This is a genomic window from Achromobacter spanius, from assembly GCF_039673305.1.
Lineage (GTDB): Bacteria > Pseudomonadota > Gammaproteobacteria > Burkholderiales > Burkholderiaceae_B > Achromobacter > Achromobacter spanius_F.
Genome location: NZ_JBDJLJ010000034.1, coordinates 1 through 16,453, shown reverse-complemented (window position 1 = coordinate 16,453; position 16,453 = coordinate 1). Strand labels below are relative to the sequence as shown.

The window sequence follows — 16,453 nt, the reverse complement described above, 5'->3', positions numbered from 1 at the left end:
CATGCGCGCAAGCTGAAATGGCTCTATCCCGTTTCCGCCAGGCTCCCTATCATGTCCGTCAGGCGGGGCGCGGATGCGTCCCTCACTGCCATTGATAACTACCAGGGAAACACGATGAACGGCGCCGACAGCCTCTGCGATACCTTGCTTGCCAATGATGTGGACGTTTGCTTTGCGAACCCGGGCACATCGGAAATGCACTTTGTAGCGGCTCTGGATCGCAAACCGAAGATGCGCTGCGTGCTGGGCCTGTTCGAGGGCGTGGTGACAGGCGCCGCCGACGGCTATGCGCGCATGGCCGACAAGCCCGCGGCAACCCTGCTGCACCTGGGACCGGGCCTGGGCAACGGCCTGGCCAACCTGCACAACGCCAAGCGCGCGCGCACGCCGATGGTCAACATCGTGGGCGACCACGCCACGTATCACGTGCAGTACGACGCGCCGCTCACCAGCGACGTCGAAGGCGTCGCGCGTCCCATGTCGCACTGGGTCAAGCGCACCATGACGGCCGCGGCCCTGTCCGCGGACGCCGCCGAAGCCGTCGGCGTGGCGCGGCGCGCGCCCGGCAACATCGCCACCCTGATCCTGCCGGCAGACACCGCCTGGACCGAACTGCCGGACAACTTCCCCCCGCCCGTCGTGGCCAGGGATGCGGCCCTGGCCCCCACCACCGCCGAAGCGGTCCGTGCGGCGGCCGCCGCCATCCGCTCCGGCGAGACGACCGTCCTGATGCTGGGCGGCGCCGCGCTGCGCGAACGCGCCCTGAACGCCGCCGGCCGCATCGCGCGCGCCACCGGCGTGCGCCTGGTGTCGGAAACCTCGAACCGCCGCATCGAGCGCGGCGGCTCGCGCACGCCGGTGGACCGGCTGCCTTACCCGATCGATCTGGCGGTGGCCAAGCTCAAGGACGCCAAGCACCTGGTGCTGGCGGGCGCCAAGTCGCCGGTCGGCTTTTTCGCGTATCCCGGCAAGCCCAGCCTGCTGGCGCCGCAGGACAGCAACCAGGTGGTGCTGGCCACGGCCGAACAAGACCTGCCGCACGCCCTGGAATGGCTGGCGGACGAACTGGGCATCGCCGCCGACGCGCCGCGCCTGGCCGCCCCGGCCGCCAGCTACGAAGTTCCGCAATCGGGCAAGCTGACGGGCGCCGCGGTGAACATCCTGGTCGCGCACCACCTGCCCGAGCAGGCCATCGTGTGCGACGAGTCCATCACGCAGGGCCGCGAATTCCCGATCTACAGCGTCAGCAGCGCGCCGCACGACTGGCTCATGCTGACGGGCGGCGCCATCGGCATCGGCCTGCCCATGGCGACGGGCGCCGCGGTGGCCTGCCCGGACCGCAAGGTCGTGACGCTGCAGGCGGACGGCAGCGGCATGTACACGCTGCAGGCCCTGTGGACGCAGGCGCGCGAAAACCTGGACTGCCTGACCATCATCCTGGCGAACCGGTCGTATGCCACCCTGCATGGCGAGATGAAGAACGTGGGCGTGCAGGAGCCGGGCCGCAACGCCCGCCGCATGCTGGACCTGGAAGAACCCTACCTCGACTGGACCCACCTGGCCCGCGGCATGGGCGTGGAGGCGGTCAGCGTGGACACGGTCGAAGGCTTCGCCCGCGCGCTGGCCGACGGCCTGAAGCGCCGCGGCCCGTTCCTGATCGAAGCCGTGATCTGACGCCCCGCGCGGCGCGCCCTGCCGCGTCGCCAGGCATGTCCTACACCCCCAGATAGCGCGTCAGCTGCTCCGGTTCCCGGGCCAGCGACGCGCTGTCGCCGTCCTGCACGATCAGCCCTTTTTCCATGACCAGGCAGCGATCCGTGTGCGCCAGCACCGCACGGTAGTTGCGGTCCACGATCAGCGTGGACATGCCGGTGGCGCGGATGTCGCGGATGATCTTCCAGATCTCCGCCACGATCAGCGGCGCCAGGCCTTCGGTGGCCTCGTCCAGGATCAGCAGGTCCGGGTTGGTCATCAGGGCGCGGCCGATGGCCAGCATCTGCTGTTCGCCGCCCGACAATTGCTGCCCGCCATGGCCCAGCCGCTCCCGCAGCCGCGGGAACGTGTCCAGCACCCGCGCATAGGTCCAGTCCTGGTCCGCGCGCCTGCCGGGCCGGGCCGCCACCTGCAGGTTTTCGCGCACATTCAGGTTGGGAAAAATGCCGCGTCCCTCGGGCACGTACGCCACCCCCATCCGCGCGATGGCGTGGGGCTGCGCGTGCGTGCAGTCGCTGCCGCGCACCCGCACGTTGCCCTGCGCGCTTTTCACGTGGCCCATCAGGCTGCGGATGAGCGTGGTCTTGCCCATCCCGTTGCGGCCCACCAGGCCGACGGACTCGCCCGGCGCGATATGCATGTCGACGCCACGCAGCACATGGCTGGCGCCGTAGTAGACATGCAGGCCGCCCGCTTCGATCAGCGCGTTCATCGGCCTGCTCCTTGTTCGTCTTCGCCCAGGTAGGCCGTGCGCACTTCCGGGTTGGCGCGGATGGCCGCGGGCGGGCCGCTGGCGATGGCCGTGCCGTTGACCATGACGGTGATGGTTTCGGCGATGCGGAAGACGGCGTCCATGTCGTGCTCGACCAGCAGGATGGCGTGGCCGGCCTTGAGCGTCTGCAGCAGGTCCAGGATGCGGTCGGTTTCTTCTGGCCCCATGCCTGCCAGCGGTTCGTCCAGCAGCAGCACCTGCGGCTCGCCCGCCAGGCACATGGCGATCTCCAGCTGGCGCTTGCGGCCGTGGGGAAGCAGGCCGGCCGCGCGCCTGGCGTCCTCGGCCAGGCCCGTGCGCTCGAGCGCGGACGACGCCAGGTCGGCGCTGCGCCGGCAACCGGCCGCATCGCGCCACCAGTGCCAGAAGCGTTGCCGTCCGGCCTGCGCCGCCAGGCGGCAGTTCTCGAAGACGCTGAGTTCGGGAAAGATCGTGGATCGCTGATAGCTGCGGCCCAGTCCGGCGCGGGCCCGTTCGGGCTGGCGCCATGCGGTGATGTCGCGGCCATCCAGCATGACCTGTCCGCTGCTGGGCGCCAGCTCTCCCGACAGGATGTTGATGAGCGTGGATTTTCCCGCGCCGTTGGTGCCGATCACGGCATGGACCTGTCCGCGCAGCAGGCCAAGCGACACGCTGTTGACCGCCGTGAGGCCGCCGAAGCGCCGGGTGACCGCGGTCGCGGCCAGCAAGAGATCAGACATGGCGTTCTCCCTGGATGGGCAGGCGGGCGGCGGCGGCCTTGCCGTCGGTGCGCGCGGTCGGCGCGGGTTCGGTCTTTCCGCCCGCCGCGCGCGCCTGCCGGCGCTCGCGCCACTGGGCGGGCAGTCCGGCCAGCCCGTCGGGCAGCAAGGCAACCAGCGCGATGATGGCGATGCCCAGGGGCAGGTGCCAGTGGCGCGCATAGTCGCCGAACAACTCCTGCGACTGGAACAGTTCCTGCAGCAGCACCATGGCCACCGTGCCCAGCACCGCGCCGCCCAGGCTGCCCATGCCGCCCAGGATCACCATCAGCAGTACCAGCCCGGACTGCTCCCAGGCCAGCAGTTCCGGCGTGACGAACCCATCCTTCAAGGCAAACAGAAAGCCCGCCAGCCCCGCCAGCGCGGCCCCGACGACGTACGCGGCAAGCTTGTACGGGTAGGTCGAATAGCCGGCCGCGCGCATGCGCTGTTCGTTGATGCGGATGCCGGCCAGCGCGGCGCCGAAGGGCGAGCGCCGCAGCAGCGCCAGAAAACCCCAGGCGAGCGCCAGGCAGGCCAGGACGAAGAAGTAGAAGGCGGCGGCATCGCCCAAATCGAGGAGCGTCCATTCGCCCAGGGCCAGCGACGGCCGGAAGTACAGGTAGATGCCGTCGCTGCCGCCGCCGATCTTGGTGTCGTGGAACACGTAATAGGCCATCTGCGCAAAGGCCAGCGTCACCATGATGAAGTACACGCCGCGCGTGCGCAGCGCCAGGGCGCCGGTCACGGCCGCGTACGCGGCGGCGGCCAGCAGGGCGGCCGGCAGCAGCCACCACAGGCTGGCCGCTTCGGATTCGGGCGACAGCAGCGCGGCCACGTACGCGCCGATGCCGAAGAAGGCCGCATGCCCCAGGCTGACCAGGCCCGCGCCGCCCACCAGCAGCTGCAGGCTGAGCGCGAAGATCGCGTAGATCATGATCTTGATGGCAAGGCCCGTGTAGTAGTCGCTGCCGCTCCAGTAAAAGGCGGCAAGCGCCATCAGCGTGGCGATGGGCAGGAGTCGGTTCAGCAGAGGCGAGCGCATGCGAGGGTCCTTTTCGAGTCAACAGGCCCTAGCCCTGTTTGAACAGCCCTTCGGGCTTGCAAAGAAGAATGAAGGCCATCAGCAGGTACACCAGGACACCCGCCGCCGAGGGGAACAGCACCTGGCCGAAGGTCTCGGCGAATCCCACCAGCATCGCGGCCAGGAAGGCGCCCCGGATCGATCCTATGCCGCCGATCACGACCACCACGAAGCAGATGATGAGCACGCCGTTGCCCATGCCCGGATAGACGGACGACACCGGCGCTGCGATGCTGCCGGCCAGGGCCGCCAGCGCCACGCCCGCCGCGAACACCAGGCGATAGAGCTTGTTGATGTCGATGCCCAGGGAACCGATCATCTCGCGGTTGCTGGCGCCGGCGCGCAGCATCATGCCCAGCCGCGTGCGCGAGATCACCCAGTACAGCAGCAGCGCGACCGCGATGCCCACGCCCGAGATGAAGAGCCGATAGACGGGGTAGGTCATGACGCCGCCCAGCGGGATGCTGCCCTGCAGCCAGGCCGGCAGCGGCACGCCATGGACGTCGTTGCCGACCAGGATGCTGCGCAATTCCTCGAACACCAGAATCAGGCCGTAGGTCATCAGCACCTGCTGCAGGTGGTTGCGCTTGTACAGGTAGCTGAAGAACGCCGCTTCCAGCAGGTAGCCCAGCACGCCGGCCGCCAGCACGCACACGGCGAGCGTGGCGAGGAACCCGCCGCCGAGCCAGCGGTCGACCAGCGGACCCAGCGCGAACGCCATGTAGGCGCCGATCATGTAGAAGCTGCCGTGGGCAAGATTGATGATGCCCATGATGCCGAAGATCAGCGTGAGTCCGCTGGCCACCAGGAACAGCAGCAAGCCGTACTGGAAAGCGTTCAGGCTCTGGATGAGCAGGATGCTGATGTCCATGGGGCCTCCCGTGGCGGACGCGATGGAGCCGTCAGAGCTTGCAGCCGCGGGCTGGATCCGCCAGCTTCTGTGCGGCGACCTCGACGACCTTGTTTTCCAGGCCGTCGACGCGGCGCAGGTAGATGTCCTGCACCGGGTTGCCCGCCGCGGACAGCGTGAACGTCCCGCGTGGGCTGTCCACCGTCGCGCCGCGCATGGCGCGACGGAAATCTTCCTTCTTGCCGAAGTCGCCCTTGACCGCGGCCAGGCCCGACTGCATCAGCTGCGCCGCGTCATAGCCCTGCACCGCGTACACGTCCGGCTGCGCCTTGTAGGCCTTGGCGTAGTCGGCGCGGAAGGCGTTGTCGCGCGGCGTGTTCAGGCCGTCGGCGTAGTGCAGGGTGGTCAGCAGGCCCTGCGCGGACGTGCCCTGGGCCTGCAGCGTGCCGTCGGTCAGGAAGCCGGACCCGTACAGCGGAATCGTCTTGTCCAGGCCCGCCGCGTGATAATCCTGCACGAACTTCACGGCGCCGCCGCCGGCGAAGAAGGTGAAGACCATGTCGGGCTTGAGCGCGGCGATCTCGGTCAGCAGCGGCTGGAATTCCACGTTGGGGAACGGCAGGCTGAGTTCGCGCACGACCTTGCCGCCGGCCTTCTCGAAGCCTTCCTTGAAGCCGCCGATGGCCTCGTCGCCCGCCGCGTACTTCCAGGTGATCGTCATCGCCGTCTTGTGGCCCTTGGCGTAGGCCACCGGGCCCATCGCGTACGCGGGCTGCCAGTTGGTGAAGGACGTGCGGAAAATGCCGGGGCCGCACAGCGGGCCGGTGATCGCGTTGGCGCCGGCGTTGGTCACGATCAGCGTCGTGTCGGTGTCCTTGGCGGCCTTGGCCAGCGCCATTGCCACGCCCGAATGCACGGTGCCGATCAGCACGTCCACCTGGTCGCGCTTGATCAGGCGGTTGGCGTTCTCGGCCGCCTTCGCCGGGTTGGACTCGTCATCGACCTTGAAGTATTCGATCTCGCGCCCGCCCAGCTTGCCGCCCTGTTCGGCCACATACAGCTTGAAGCCGTTCTCGATGGCGTTGCCGAGCGCGGCGAACGTTCCGCTGTAGGGCAGCATGAAGCCGACCTTGAGCTTGTCGGCGGCGTGCGCGCCGCCGGCGGCGATGGTCAGGGCTGCGGCCAGCGCAGCCCGGGTCAGGGCGTGGTTCATGGTTTGTCTCCGTGCTTGTTATGGGCGGACGCAAGGCCTGCGGGCAGGCGCGGGGTCAGCCGGGTTTTCCCAGCGCGCCGACAAAGCCGGCGACGGCCTGGACAACGGTGGCGGGCTGATCCCGGTGCGGCGAATGGCCGCACTCCGCGATCTCCAGCAATTCGGCGTGCGGCGCGCGGCGGCGGATGCCACGCACCTGCTCCAGCGTGCCGTATTCGTCGTCCACGCCCTGCATGGCGAGGACGGGGCAGGCAATGCGGGACAGGTAGTCTTCGATGTTCCAGCGCCGGAATTCGGGCTTGAGCCAGATGTCGTTCCAGCCCCAGAAGGCCGAGTCCACGTCCTGGTGATGGCGGCCCAGCCGGGCGCGCAGATCCGATTCGACGTAGGCCTGGCGCGCCTGGCCGATATTCGCGACGGAAACGTCCTCGACGAAGATGTGGGGCGCGGCCGCCACCACGCCGGCCACGGCGTCCGGATGCATGGCGGCATAGAGCAGCGCGATCGAGCCCCCGTCGCTATGGCCGAACAGCACCGGCTTGTCGGCAAGCGCATCCACGTCCAGCGCCTTGAACAGCGCGGGCAGGACCTCGCGGGCCTCTCCGTGCATGAAGTCGACGGGCCACTGTTCCCGCAGCGGGCGCGGCGTGGATCGTCCGTACCCGTAGCGCGAGTACACAAGCCCGCGGCACCCCGCGGCAAGGCACGCGCGCTGGGGAAAGTCCTTCCACATGGACACCGAGCCCAGTCCTTCGTGCAGGAACACCAGGAGCGGGGATTCGCGCCGTTCGGGAGCGATCCATTGGCATTCCAGTTCCATGTCCCGCCCGCGCGCATGGATGCGCGCAAAGACGGTCCCGGCGTCGACACCCGTGGTCATAGCGTCGCCTCTTCCAGCTGGCGCAGGCGGAAGCGCTGGATCTTGCCGGTGGCGGTCTTGGGCAGTTCTTCCAGGAAGTTGATCTGGCGGGGATACTTGAACGGCGCAAGGTGCTGCTTCACGTAGTTCTGCAACGCGGCCCCGGTGCTGTCGTCGGGTTCGAAGCCCTGGCGCAGCACGACATAGGCCTTGGTCTTGACTAGCCCGTCATGGTCCGGCACGCCGATCACCGCCGCTTCAAGCACGGCTTCGTGCTGGATCAGGATGTTCTCGACCTCGACCGGCGACACATACTGGCCGCTGACCTTGATCATGTCGTCGCTGCGTCCGGCATAGGTGTAGTAGCCGTCCTGGTCGCACACGTACTTGTCGCCGCTCTTGAGCCAGTCGCCCAGGAAGCACTGGCGCGTCTTGTCGCGGTTGTTCCAGTACATCAGCGCGGCGCTCGGGCCCTTGATGTACAGGTCGCCAATGGCGCCGGGCGCGACTATCGTGCCGTTGTCGTCGCGCAGCTGCACCTCGTAGCCGGGCACGGGCTTGCCCGTGGTGCCGTAGCGCAGCTGGCCGGACCGGTTGGAAATGAAGATGTGCAGCATTTCGGTCGAGCCGATGCCGTCCAGGATTTCACAGCCGAAATGCCGCGTGAAGCGCTCGCCGATGTCGCGCGGCAGGGCTTCGCCGGCCGAGGTGCAGATCCGCATCGATACCTGCTCGCGCGGCGGCAGGTCGGGCGAGGCCAGCATGCTGGCGTAGAGCGTGGGCACGCCGTAGAACACCGTGGGGCGGTGCCGCGTCAGGCGCTGGAACACGGCCTGCGGCGTGGGACGTTCGGCCATCAGGACCACCGTTGCGCCCACCGCCAGCGGGAAGGTCAGGCCGTTGCCCAGGCCGTAAGCGAAAAACAGCTTCGCCGCCGAGAACACCACGTCGTTTTCCTGGATGCCCAGCACGGGCTTGGCGTAGAGCTCGGCCGTGTGCCACAGGTTGCCGTGGGTGTGGACCACTCCCTTGGGCTTGCCGGTGGACCCGGACGAGTACAGCCAGAAGGCGATCTCGTCGGACAGCGTGCGCGCCGCCGGCGCGATCGGCGATCCGGCCAGCAGCGATTCGAATTCGTGCGCGCCGGCGGGCAGGGGGCCCGCGGGCTGCGACACGACCATGTGCTCGACGTCCGCGGCCGCCAGGGCCAGGGCCGCCTGCACGACGGGGAGCAGGGCGCCGGACGTAAAGACGGCGCGCACGCGGCTGTGCGCGATGATGTAGGCGTAGTCGTCCGGGGTAAGCAGGGTGTTCACGGCCACCGGCACCACGCCGGCATGCAGCGCGCCCAGGAACACCACCGGCCAGTCGGCCGAGTCGTGCATCAGCAGCAGGATGCGCTCTTCGCGCCGCACGCCCAGGCCGCGCAGGGCGCCGGCCATCCGGGCCACCCGTTCCGCCAGTTCTCCGTAGGTGACCTGGCGGGTGTCGTCGATGTAGGCCGGCTTGGCGGCGCGCGCCGCGTTCAGCGCGGCAAGATGGCTGGCGAAGTTGAGTTCGGCGGGGCAGGCGTTCACGGTTGTCTCCTGATGTCCTGGTGGGCGGATGCCTTGCCTGTGTTTGTTGTTGGTCGGCAGGGCGGGCTCCGCAGCGTCCGGGCGCTAGCCGGGGCGCGTGAATTCGATGGCGCCGCCGGGCAGCAGATAGAGCACCAGCGCCCGGCCACGCGATACGGTGGGGCGGTGGCTGGATCCCGGGCCATACACCAGCCAGCCGGCGCCGTGGCCGTCGAAGCGGGCGTCTTCGGTCAGCGGCATGATCATGTCGATCTCGCCGTTGGGATGGGCGTGGTGGGGACCGGCCATGTCGTCCATGTCGACGACGTCGACCGAACAGCCGTCCAGGTCCGGCGCGGGCTTGATCACCCGGCCATACCGGATGCCGCCGCCTTCGCGGGCGCACATCCAGCCGTCCGCCACCCCTTGCCTACAGGTGGCGAAGATGTCCTGGAACAGGGCGCTTTGCGGGCCGGCTGCTTCATTGAGCCGCGCCTGCAGCGCCGCATCCAGCGGTTGGCCGGCCGTCAGGCGCGTCACGTCGCGCATCAGGGCATGGAATTGGTCTGGCGTGCTCACCGGGCTGCTCCTTTACACTGTCGGCGCTCCAGAAGTCTGTGAATTCGACTGCTGTTTTCTTGCACCTGAACGGCTTTGGACTCAATGGATGGAAAAATAGTGCTTCCTTTGACTACGGTCAAGCACTATAGTGCATAAAAGAGCGGTAATCAGGGTTTTTGCGGAGTCAGTCGAACCATGAATCAAGCGCTAGACGCGGCGCCTATCGAACCCCGGCGCGAGGCCTTCCTGGTGGCATTGGGCGAGCGCGTGCGCCGTCTTCGGGCCATACGCGGCATGACGCGCAAGGGGCTGTCCCAGGCGACGGGGGTGTCCGAGCGCCATCTGGCCAATCTCGAGCACGGCGTGGGCAACGCGTCCATCCTCGTCCTGCTGCAGATCGCCCGCGCGTTCAACTGCGCGCTGGCCGAACTGGTGGGCGACGTGACCACCGAATCGCCCGACTGGCTGCTGATCCGCGAACTGCTGAGCGGCCGCACGGAATCCGACCTGCAGCGCGCGCGCGAGGCCCTGACTCAGCTGTTCGGGGTGGGCGCGGGGGCGCAGCGTCCCAACCGCACCCAGCGCGTGGCGCTGATCGGGCTGCGCGGCGCGGGCAAATCGACGCTGGGCCAGATGCTGGCCGACGACCTGGGCTATCCCTTCGTGGAGCTGAACCGCGAGATCGAGCGGGTAGCCGGCTGCGGCATCCTGGAAATCCACAATCTCTATGGGCCGAACGCGTATCGCCGCTATGAACGCCGGGCGCTCGAAGAGGCCGTCCAGATCTATCCGGAGATGGTGCTGGCCACGCCGGGCGGGCTGGTGTCTGAACCGGCCACCCTGAACCTGCTGCTGACCCATTGCTACACGGTCTGGCTGCGCGCCACGCCCGAAGAACACATGGAGCGCGTCATGGCGCAGGGCGACTTCCGGCCCATGTCCGGCAACAACGAGGCCATGTCGGATCTCAAGCGCATCCTGGCCGGACGCGAAGCCTTCTACGCCAAGGCGGACCTCACCTGGGTCACCAGCAACCTGGAAGTCTCCGAAAGCTTTGCCGGCCTGCGCACTCAGGTACGCAAGGCCTGCGGCCTGCCTCTGTAGCCAGCCGGTCCCAATCCCTCGTTTCCCGCCAGGCCGCCTTTTCAGGCGGCCTTTTGCATGGCGCGCCCGCTGTCCGCGCCGGTGCGCGCAGATGCACTTTTATGCATGTCTTGCTTGACGGCCAAAATCTTCTGCACTAATCTGCACAATAATTCATGTGGTGCAGTATTTTTCCTGTCACGGCAGGGCGTATGAGGAGACACGTTATGAGCAGCCCCATCAGCAGGGTCGATTTCCGGACCGAACCCGCCCAATACCGGCATTGGCGCCTGGCGTTCGACGGCCCGGTCGCTACCCTGGCCATGGACGTGGCCGAGGACGGCGGCCTGCGCCCCGGCTACAAGCTGAAGCTGAATTCCTACGATCTGGGCGTGGACATCGAACTGCACGACGCCCTGCAGCGCATCCGCTTCGAGCATCCCGAAGTGCGCAGCGTGGTCGTCACCAGCATGAAAGACCGCATTTTCTGTTCGGGCGCCAATATCTTCATGCTGGGCCTGTCCACCCATGCCTGGAAGGTGAACTTCTGCAAGTTCACCAATGAAACCCGCAACGGCATCGAAGACTCCAGCCGCCATGGCGGCCTGAAATTCATCGCCGCCCTGAACGGCGCCTGCGCGGGGGGCGGCTACGAACTGGCGCTGGCCTGCGACGAGATCCTGCTGATCGACGACCGGTCCTCCTCCGTGGCCCTGCCCGAAGTGCCCTTGCTGGGGGTGCTGCCCGGCACGGGCGGCCTGACGCGCGTGACGGACAAGCGCCGGGTGCGCCACGACCACGCCGATATCTTCTGCACCCTGGTCGAAGGCGTGCGCGGCCAGCGGGCCAAGGACTGGCGCCTGGTCGACGACGTGGTCAAGCCCGCGCAGTTCGAAGACGCCGTGCGCGCCCGCGCGCTGGCGCTGGCGCAAGGCAGCGACCGGCCGGCCGGCCAGGCCGGCGTGGCCCTGACGCCGCTGGAGCGCCACGAAACCGCCGACAGCCTGTCGTACCGCTACGTGGACATCAAGCTGGACCGCGAAAAGCGCCAGGCCACCTGGACGGTGCGCGCGCCGCAAGGGCCGGTCGAATCGGAACTGCAGGACATCGTCGCCGCCGGCGCGAACTGGTGGCCGCTGCAGATGGCGCGCGAACTCGACGACGCCATCCTGTCCATGCGCACGAACGAACTCGACATCGGCACCTGGATCCTGAAGACCGAGGGCGATCCGCAGGCCGTGCTGGCGGCGGATGCCGCGCTGCAGCGGCATGCGGACCACTGGTTCGTGCGCGAAACCGCCGGCATGCTCCGCCGCACGCTGGCGCGCCTGGACGTCACGTCCCGCAGCCTGTACGCGCTGATCGAGCCGGGCTCGTGCTTTGTCGGCACCTTGCTCGAACTGGCGCTGGCGGCGGACCGCAGCTACATGCTCGACGACGAGGAAGACGCCGCGCCGGCGCGCATCGTGGTGGGGGAACGCAATTTCGGCGCCTATCCCCTGGTCAATGGCCAGAGCCGCCTGCAGCGGCGCTTCTACGAAGAGACCGCGCCGCTGGAAGCCGTGCGCGCGCAGGCCGGCCGGAGCCTGCCCGCCGCGGATGCGCTGGAACTGGGACTGGTCACCTATGCGCCCGACAGCATCGACTGGGAAGACGAGGTACGGATGGCCCTGGAAGAGCGCCGCGCGCTGTCGCCCGACGCGCTGACCGGCCTGGAGGCCAATCTGCGGTTCGGCGGCCAGGAAACCATGGAGACCCGCATCTTCGGCCGGCTGACCGCCTGGCAGAACTGGATCTTCAATCGTCCCAATGCCGCCGGCGACAAGGGCGCGCTCAAGCTGTACGGCAAGGGCGAGCAGGCGACGTTCGACTGGAACCGTGTCTGAGCCGCCAGCCATCCATGCATCAAGGCCGCGGCGGGCGCAACGCGTTCCGTTCCGCGGTACTCAGGAATATGCGCCGCGTCGCAAGCGGCCCCATCCCAGGAACAGGAGCAGAGACAATGTCCGGAATCAACTACACCGACAAGATCCCCAATAACGTCAACCTGTCCGGCGACCGCACCTTACAGCGCGCGCTGGAACACTGGCAGCCCAACTACCTGCAATGGTGGCAGGACATGGGCCCGGACGGTTCGCACGGCTTTGACGTTTACCTGCGCACGGCGGTCAGCGTGGAGCCCGACGGCTGGGCCCACTTCAACCACGTGCGGATGCCCGATTACCGCTGGGGCATCTTTCTCGCGCCGCAGGACGGCCAGCGCAAGATCCACTTTGGCGAAAACATGGGCCGCGACGTCTGGCAGGACGTGCCCGGCGAACACCGCGCCAACCTGCGCCGCATCATCGTCACGCAAGGCGACACCGAGCCCGCGTCGATCGAGCAGCAGCGCCATCTGGGCCTGACCGCGCCCTCGCAGTACGACCTGCGCAACCTGTTCCAGATCAACGTCGAAGAAGGGCGCCACCTGTGGGCCATGGTGTACCTGCTGCACCGCTATTTCGGCCGCGACGGGCGCGAGGAAGCCGACGCGCTGCTGCAGCGCAGCTCGGGCGATTCGGACAATCCGCGCATCCTGGGCGCCTTCAACGAAAAGACGCCGGATTGGCTGGCGTTCTACATGTTCACGTACTTCACCGACCGCGACGGCAAGTTCCAGTTGTGCGCCCTGGCCGAGTCCAGCTTCGATCCGCTGGCGCGCACCACCAAGTTCATGCTGACCGAGGAAGCGCACCACATGTTCGTGGGCGAATCCGGCATCTCGCGCGTCATCCAGCGCACCTGCGAAGTGATGAACCAGCTCAAGACCGACGACCCGGAAAGCGTGCGCGCGGCCGGCGTGATCGACCTGCCCACCATCCAGCGCTACCTGAACTTCCACTACAGCGTCACCATCGACCTGTTCGGCGCGGACCAGTCGTCCAACGCCGCCATCTTCTACGGTTCGGGCCTGAAGGGCCGCTACGAAGAGAGCAAGCGCACCGACGACCACCAGCTCAAGAACGACACCTACCGGGTGCTGAACGTCAGCAACGGCAAGCTGAGCGAGACCGAGGTGCCGATGCTCAACGCGCTGAACGAGGTGCTGCGCGACGATTTCATCCGCGATTCGGTGGCCGGCATCGGCCGCTGGAACAAGGTCATCGAAAAGAGCGGCATCCCGTTCCGCCTGCAGGTGCCGCACAAGGCCTTCAACCGCCAGATCGGCACGCTGGCCGGCATCCGCATGTCGCCCGACGGCGAGATCCTGTCCGAATCGCAATGGCAGGCCAACCAGCACAAATGGCTGCCCACGCCGGAAGACCGCGCATTCGTCGCATCCCTGATGGGCCGCGTGACCGAACCGGGCAAGTTCGCCAACTGGATCGCCCCGCCGGTCATGGGCATCAACCGCCAGCCCGTGAATTTCGACTACGTCCGTTTCAACTGAAGGCGGCGGGGGCGGGGCGCCAGCGCCTCGCCCGTGCACTGGGAGGACGGCGATGAACGCCCCATTACCCGTAGAAGTCCTGAAGCAGCACCTGATCGATCCCGAGATCTGCATCCGCTGCAACACGTGCGAAGAGACCTGTCCGGTCGACGCGATCACCCACGATTCCAACAACTACGTGGTGGATCCCGATATCTGCAACGGCTGCATGGCCTGCGTGCCGCCATGCCCCACCGGATCCATCGACAACTGGCGGCTGGTGGTGCGCGCGCAAGCCTATTCGGTGCAGGACCAGCTGGGCTGGGAAGAGCTGCCGAAAGAAACCTCCCTGCCCGCCGACGCCGATGCGGCGCCTGCTCCGGCGCAAGCCGCGGATGCGCAGGCGGCCGCGGCCATGCCGGCGCCAGCCATGGTTGCCGGGGCCGCCGTGCCGCCATGGTCGGCGGCGCATCCCTATGTGAACCTGTACACGCACAAGACGCCCATCACGGCGACGGTGGTGGGCAATTACCGCGTCACGGGCGCGGATACGGAAAGCGACATCCACCATATCGTGCTGGACTTCGGCGAGCAGCCCTTTCCGGTGCTGGAAGGGCAATCCATCGGCATCCTGCCGCCGGGAACCGACGCGCAGGGCAGGCCGCATCATGCGCGCCAGTACTCGCTGGCCAGTCCGCGCGACGGAGAACGGGCGGGCTACAACAATCTTTCCCTGACCGTGAAGCGCGTGACCCAGGACCACGGCGGCGCGGCCGCGCACGGCGTCTGCTCCAACTACCTGTGCGACCTGGCCAGGAACGACACCGTGCAGGTGATCGGTCCGTTCGGCCACACCTTCCTCATGCCCAACCATCCGCGCGCCAACCTGATCATGATCTGCACGGGCACGGGTTCCGCGCCCATGCGCGCCATGACCGAACGCAGCAGGCGGCTGATCGGCACCAACGAAATCGGCAAGCTCATGCTGTTCTTCGGCGCCCGCACCGAACGAGAGCTGCCGTACTTCGGCCCCTTGATGAAGCTGCCGCGCGATTTCATCGACATCAATCTGGCGCTGTCGCGCGAGGCCGGCCAGCCCAAGCGCTACGTCCAGGACCTGATCCGCGAACGCGCCGGCCAGGTGCGGGAATTGCTGGCCGACCGCAACACCTGCATCTATGTCTGCGGCCTGAAGGGCATGGAGGTCGGCGTGCTGGATGCCCTACGCGAAGTGATGATGCAGGCGGGCGAGGATTGGTCTATCCTGCACGATGTGCTGCGCCGCGAAGGCCGGCTGCATTTCGAGACGTACTGAGTCCAACAACACATGCGTGACGATCGGCGCGCCTGGGCGCGCCGGTTTCGTTTTGCGGGGGGAAAACCAAAAATGAAGTTCGCCGAATTCAAGGACGGCATGCTGATCAAGGCCGGGCCGGTCACCGTGACCGAAGCGGAGATCCTGGAGTTTGCCCGGAAGTACGACCCCCAATGGTTCCACACCGATCCCCAGCGCGCCGCGGAGGGGCGCTGGGGTGGTCTGATCGCCAGCGGCTGGCATACCTGCGCCCTGGCCATGAGCATGGCCGTGAAGGCCGCCCTGCACGATTCCGAATCCTTCGGTTCGCCCGGCCTGGGCGAAGTGCGCTGGCGCACGCCGGTGCGGCCCGGCGACACCCTGCGCCTGGAAGCGCGCGTGCAGGGCGCGCGCACCACGTCGTCGCGCCCTGACCTGGGCATCATCACCTGGGCCTGGACGGTCCTGAACCAGCACGACGAAAGCGTGCTGGAAATGGACGCGACCAGCCTGTTTGATTTGTCGGGCAACAACTAATCAGTTGTCCCGCGGATGCGTCGTGCCGACGCATCCATGGCGCGGCACGCCGGGCGCGGCGTCGACCGTTGACCATCTGGCGGGATGGAGCGGGCCAAATTTGACCCGGCCGGGCCAAAATTGGCCCGCTCCATTTCCTTATTTATCAGCGGCTTATAAAGAGCCGGGCCAAATTTGGCCCGGTTTTTGGCCTGAAAGCGGGGTTTTTGAGCGCTGCGGTTGCGACATGCAACCGAAGCAAGGTTCATTTGTGGGATAACAGATTGATTCTTATGGGTTTTCATTCACCCGCGTAAACCTGGCACGGATTTCGCATATGTCGTCGCATCCCACCTTCGGGATGCTTCGGGCCCCTCACGGCCCTCACGACGACAAGGACTCCGTCAATGCCTACTCCCGCCTACATCAGCATCACCGGCAAAACCCAGGGCAACATCACCCAGGGCGCCTTCACCGCCGACTCCGTCGGCAACGTCTACGTCGAAGGCCACGAAGACCAGATCCTGGTCCAAGAGATCGAGCACCGCGTCAATACCCCGACCGACCCGCAAAGCGGGCAGCCTTCGGGCCAGCGCGTGCACAAGCCGTTCATCTTCACCAGCGCGCTGAACAAAGCCACGCCCCTGATGTACCAGGCGCTGGCCGCCGGCGAAATGCTGCCCAAGGTCGAAGTGAAGTGGTACCGCACGTCGATCGACGGCAAGCAGGAGCACTTCTTCACGACCGAGCTGGAAGACGCCACGATCGTGGACATCACCAGCGTCCTGCCGCACGCGCAGGACCCCAGCAAGTCGGACTACACG

Annotated in this window: 15 protein-coding genes; 7 read left to right on the top strand and 8 right to left on the bottom strand. The window is 67.3% G+C overall.

The window, feature by feature from the left end:
* The first annotated feature begins 114 nt into the window (after positions 1-114).
* Complete coding sequence (locus tag ABE485_RS21600) at positions 115-1,674, top strand: acetolactate synthase large subunit (protein ID WP_346517311.1); 1,560 nt, start codon at positions 115-117, stop codon at positions 1,672-1,674.
* 40 nt (positions 1,675-1,714) lie between these two features.
* Here the strand turns inward: ABE485_RS21600 and ABE485_RS21595 are convergent, their stop codons facing one another.
* From ABE485_RS21595 to ABE485_RS21560, 8 genes are all read right to left on the bottom strand, one after another.
* On the bottom strand, positions 1,715-2,425 hold the full coding sequence (locus ABE485_RS21595) for an ABC transporter ATP-binding protein (RefSeq protein WP_346517309.1): 711 nt from the start codon (positions 2,423-2,425) through the stop codon (positions 1,715-1,717).
* Positions 2,422-3,186: an ABC transporter ATP-binding protein gene (locus tag ABE485_RS21590; protein WP_346517308.1), complete on the bottom strand. Its 765-nt coding sequence runs from the start codon at positions 3,184-3,186 to the stop codon at positions 2,422-2,424. Before ABE485_RS21590 ends, ABE485_RS21595 begins: the two co-directional genes overlap by 4 nt.
* Positions 3,179-4,249 carry a branched-chain amino acid ABC transporter permease gene (locus tag ABE485_RS21585; RefSeq protein ID WP_430795455.1) on the bottom strand — a complete coding sequence of 357 codons (1,071 nt, stop codon included), beginning with the start codon at positions 4,247-4,249 and terminating at the stop codon, positions 3,179-3,181. Before ABE485_RS21585 ends, ABE485_RS21590 begins: the two co-directional genes overlap by 8 nt.
* 28 nt (positions 4,250-4,277) lie before the next feature.
* A complete protein-coding gene (locus ABE485_RS21580; RefSeq protein WP_346517307.1) occupies positions 4,278-5,159 on the bottom strand; it encodes a branched-chain amino acid ABC transporter permease in 882 nt (293 codons plus the stop codon).
* Positions 5,160-5,190: 31 nt separating this feature from the next.
* Positions 5,191-6,351: an ABC transporter substrate-binding protein gene (locus tag ABE485_RS21575; protein WP_346517306.1), complete on the bottom strand. Its 1,161-nt coding sequence runs from the start codon at positions 6,349-6,351 to the stop codon at positions 5,191-5,193.
* Between the two features lie 55 nt (positions 6,352-6,406).
* A complete protein-coding gene (locus tag ABE485_RS21570) occupies positions 6,407-7,231 on the bottom strand; it encodes an alpha/beta fold hydrolase (RefSeq protein ID WP_430795454.1) in 825 nt (274 codons plus the stop codon).
* Positions 7,228-8,787 (bottom strand): benzoate-CoA ligase family protein, encoded by a 1,560-nt coding sequence (locus tag ABE485_RS21565; protein WP_346517305.1) that lies wholly within the window; start codon positions 8,785-8,787, stop codon positions 7,228-7,230. The genes ABE485_RS21570 and ABE485_RS21565 overlap by 4 nt, the downstream gene beginning before the upstream one ends.
* An 84-nt stretch (positions 8,788-8,871) precedes the next feature.
* On the bottom strand, positions 8,872-9,345 hold the full coding sequence (locus ABE485_RS21560; RefSeq protein ID WP_346517304.1) for a DUF4863 family protein: 474 nt from the start codon (positions 9,343-9,345) through the stop codon (positions 8,872-8,874).
* A 177-nt stretch (positions 9,346-9,522) separates the two neighbouring features.
* Here ABE485_RS21560 and ABE485_RS21555 point away from each other — a divergent pair, with 177 nt between their 5' ends.
* The 6 genes from ABE485_RS21555 to ABE485_RS21530 all read left to right on the top strand — a co-directional run.
* Positions 9,523-10,431 (top strand): helix-turn-helix transcriptional regulator, encoded by a 909-nt coding sequence (locus tag ABE485_RS21555; protein WP_346517303.1) that lies wholly within the window; start codon positions 9,523-9,525, stop codon positions 10,429-10,431.
* A 206-nt stretch (positions 10,432-10,637) separates the two neighbouring features.
* On the top strand, positions 10,638-12,296 hold the full coding sequence (gene boxC, locus ABE485_RS21550) for a 2,3-epoxybenzoyl-CoA dihydrolase (RefSeq protein WP_346517302.1): 1,659 nt from the start codon (positions 10,638-10,640) through the stop codon (positions 12,294-12,296).
* A 116-nt stretch (positions 12,297-12,412) separates the two neighbouring features.
* Positions 12,413-13,840, top strand: a complete 1,428-nt coding sequence (gene boxB / locus ABE485_RS21545) for a benzoyl-CoA 2,3-epoxidase subunit BoxB (protein ID WP_346517301.1) — start codon at positions 12,413-12,415, stop codon at positions 13,838-13,840.
* A 52-nt stretch (positions 13,841-13,892) separates the two neighbouring features.
* Complete coding sequence (gene boxA / locus ABE485_RS21540) at positions 13,893-15,134, top strand: benzoyl-CoA 2,3-epoxidase subunit BoxA (protein WP_346517300.1); 1,242 nt, start codon at positions 13,893-13,895, stop codon at positions 15,132-15,134.
* A gap of 72 nt (positions 15,135-15,206) precedes the next feature.
* Entirely contained in the window at positions 15,207-15,650 is a 444-nt protein-coding gene (locus tag ABE485_RS21535; RefSeq protein WP_346517299.1) for a MaoC family dehydratase, read from the top strand.
* A gap of 386 nt (positions 15,651-16,036) precedes the next feature.
* Positions 16,037-16,453 (top strand): Hcp family type VI secretion system effector (locus tag ABE485_RS21530; protein ID WP_346517298.1); only part of this gene is annotated, 417 nt, incomplete at its 3' end.

Bases quoted from the DNA above. Each gene is read 5' to 3' on its own strand.
- ABE485_RS21600 (WP_346517311.1), top strand. From the start codon at position 115: ATGAACGGCGCCGACAGCCTCTGCGATACCTTGCTTGCCAATGATGTG.
- ABE485_RS21595 (WP_346517309.1), bottom strand. From the start codon at position 2,425: ATGAACGCGCTGATCGAAGCGGGCGGCCTGCATGTCTACTACGGCGCC.
- ABE485_RS21590 (WP_346517308.1), bottom strand. From the start codon at position 3,186: ATGTCTGATCTCTTGCTGGCCGCGACCGCGGTCACCCGGCGCTTCGGC.
- ABE485_RS21585 (WP_430795455.1), bottom strand. From the start codon at position 4,249: ATGCGCTCGCCTCTGCTGAACCGACTCCTGCCCATCGCCACGCTGATG.
- ABE485_RS21580 (WP_346517307.1), bottom strand. From the start codon at position 5,159: ATGGACATCAGCATCCTGCTCATCCAGAGCCTGAACGCTTTCCAGTAC.
- ABE485_RS21575 (WP_346517306.1), bottom strand. From the start codon at position 6,351: ATGAACCACGCCCTGACCCGGGCTGCGCTGGCCGCAGCCCTGACCATC.
- ABE485_RS21570 (WP_430795454.1), bottom strand. From the start codon at position 7,231: ATGACCACGGGTGTCGACGCCGGGACCGTCTTTGCGCGCATCCATGCG.
- ABE485_RS21555 (WP_346517303.1), top strand. From the start codon at position 9,523: ATGAATCAAGCGCTAGACGCGGCGCCTATCGAACCCCGGCGCGAGGCC.
- boxC (WP_346517302.1), top strand. From the start codon at position 10,638: ATGAGCAGCCCCATCAGCAGGGTCGATTTCCGGACCGAACCCGCCCAA.
- boxB (WP_346517301.1), top strand. From the start codon at position 12,413: ATGTCCGGAATCAACTACACCGACAAGATCCCCAATAACGTCAACCTG.
- boxA (WP_346517300.1), top strand. From the start codon at position 13,893: ATGAACGCCCCATTACCCGTAGAAGTCCTGAAGCAGCACCTGATCGAT.
- ABE485_RS21535 (WP_346517299.1), top strand. From the start codon at position 15,207: ATGAAGTTCGCCGAATTCAAGGACGGCATGCTGATCAAGGCCGGGCCG.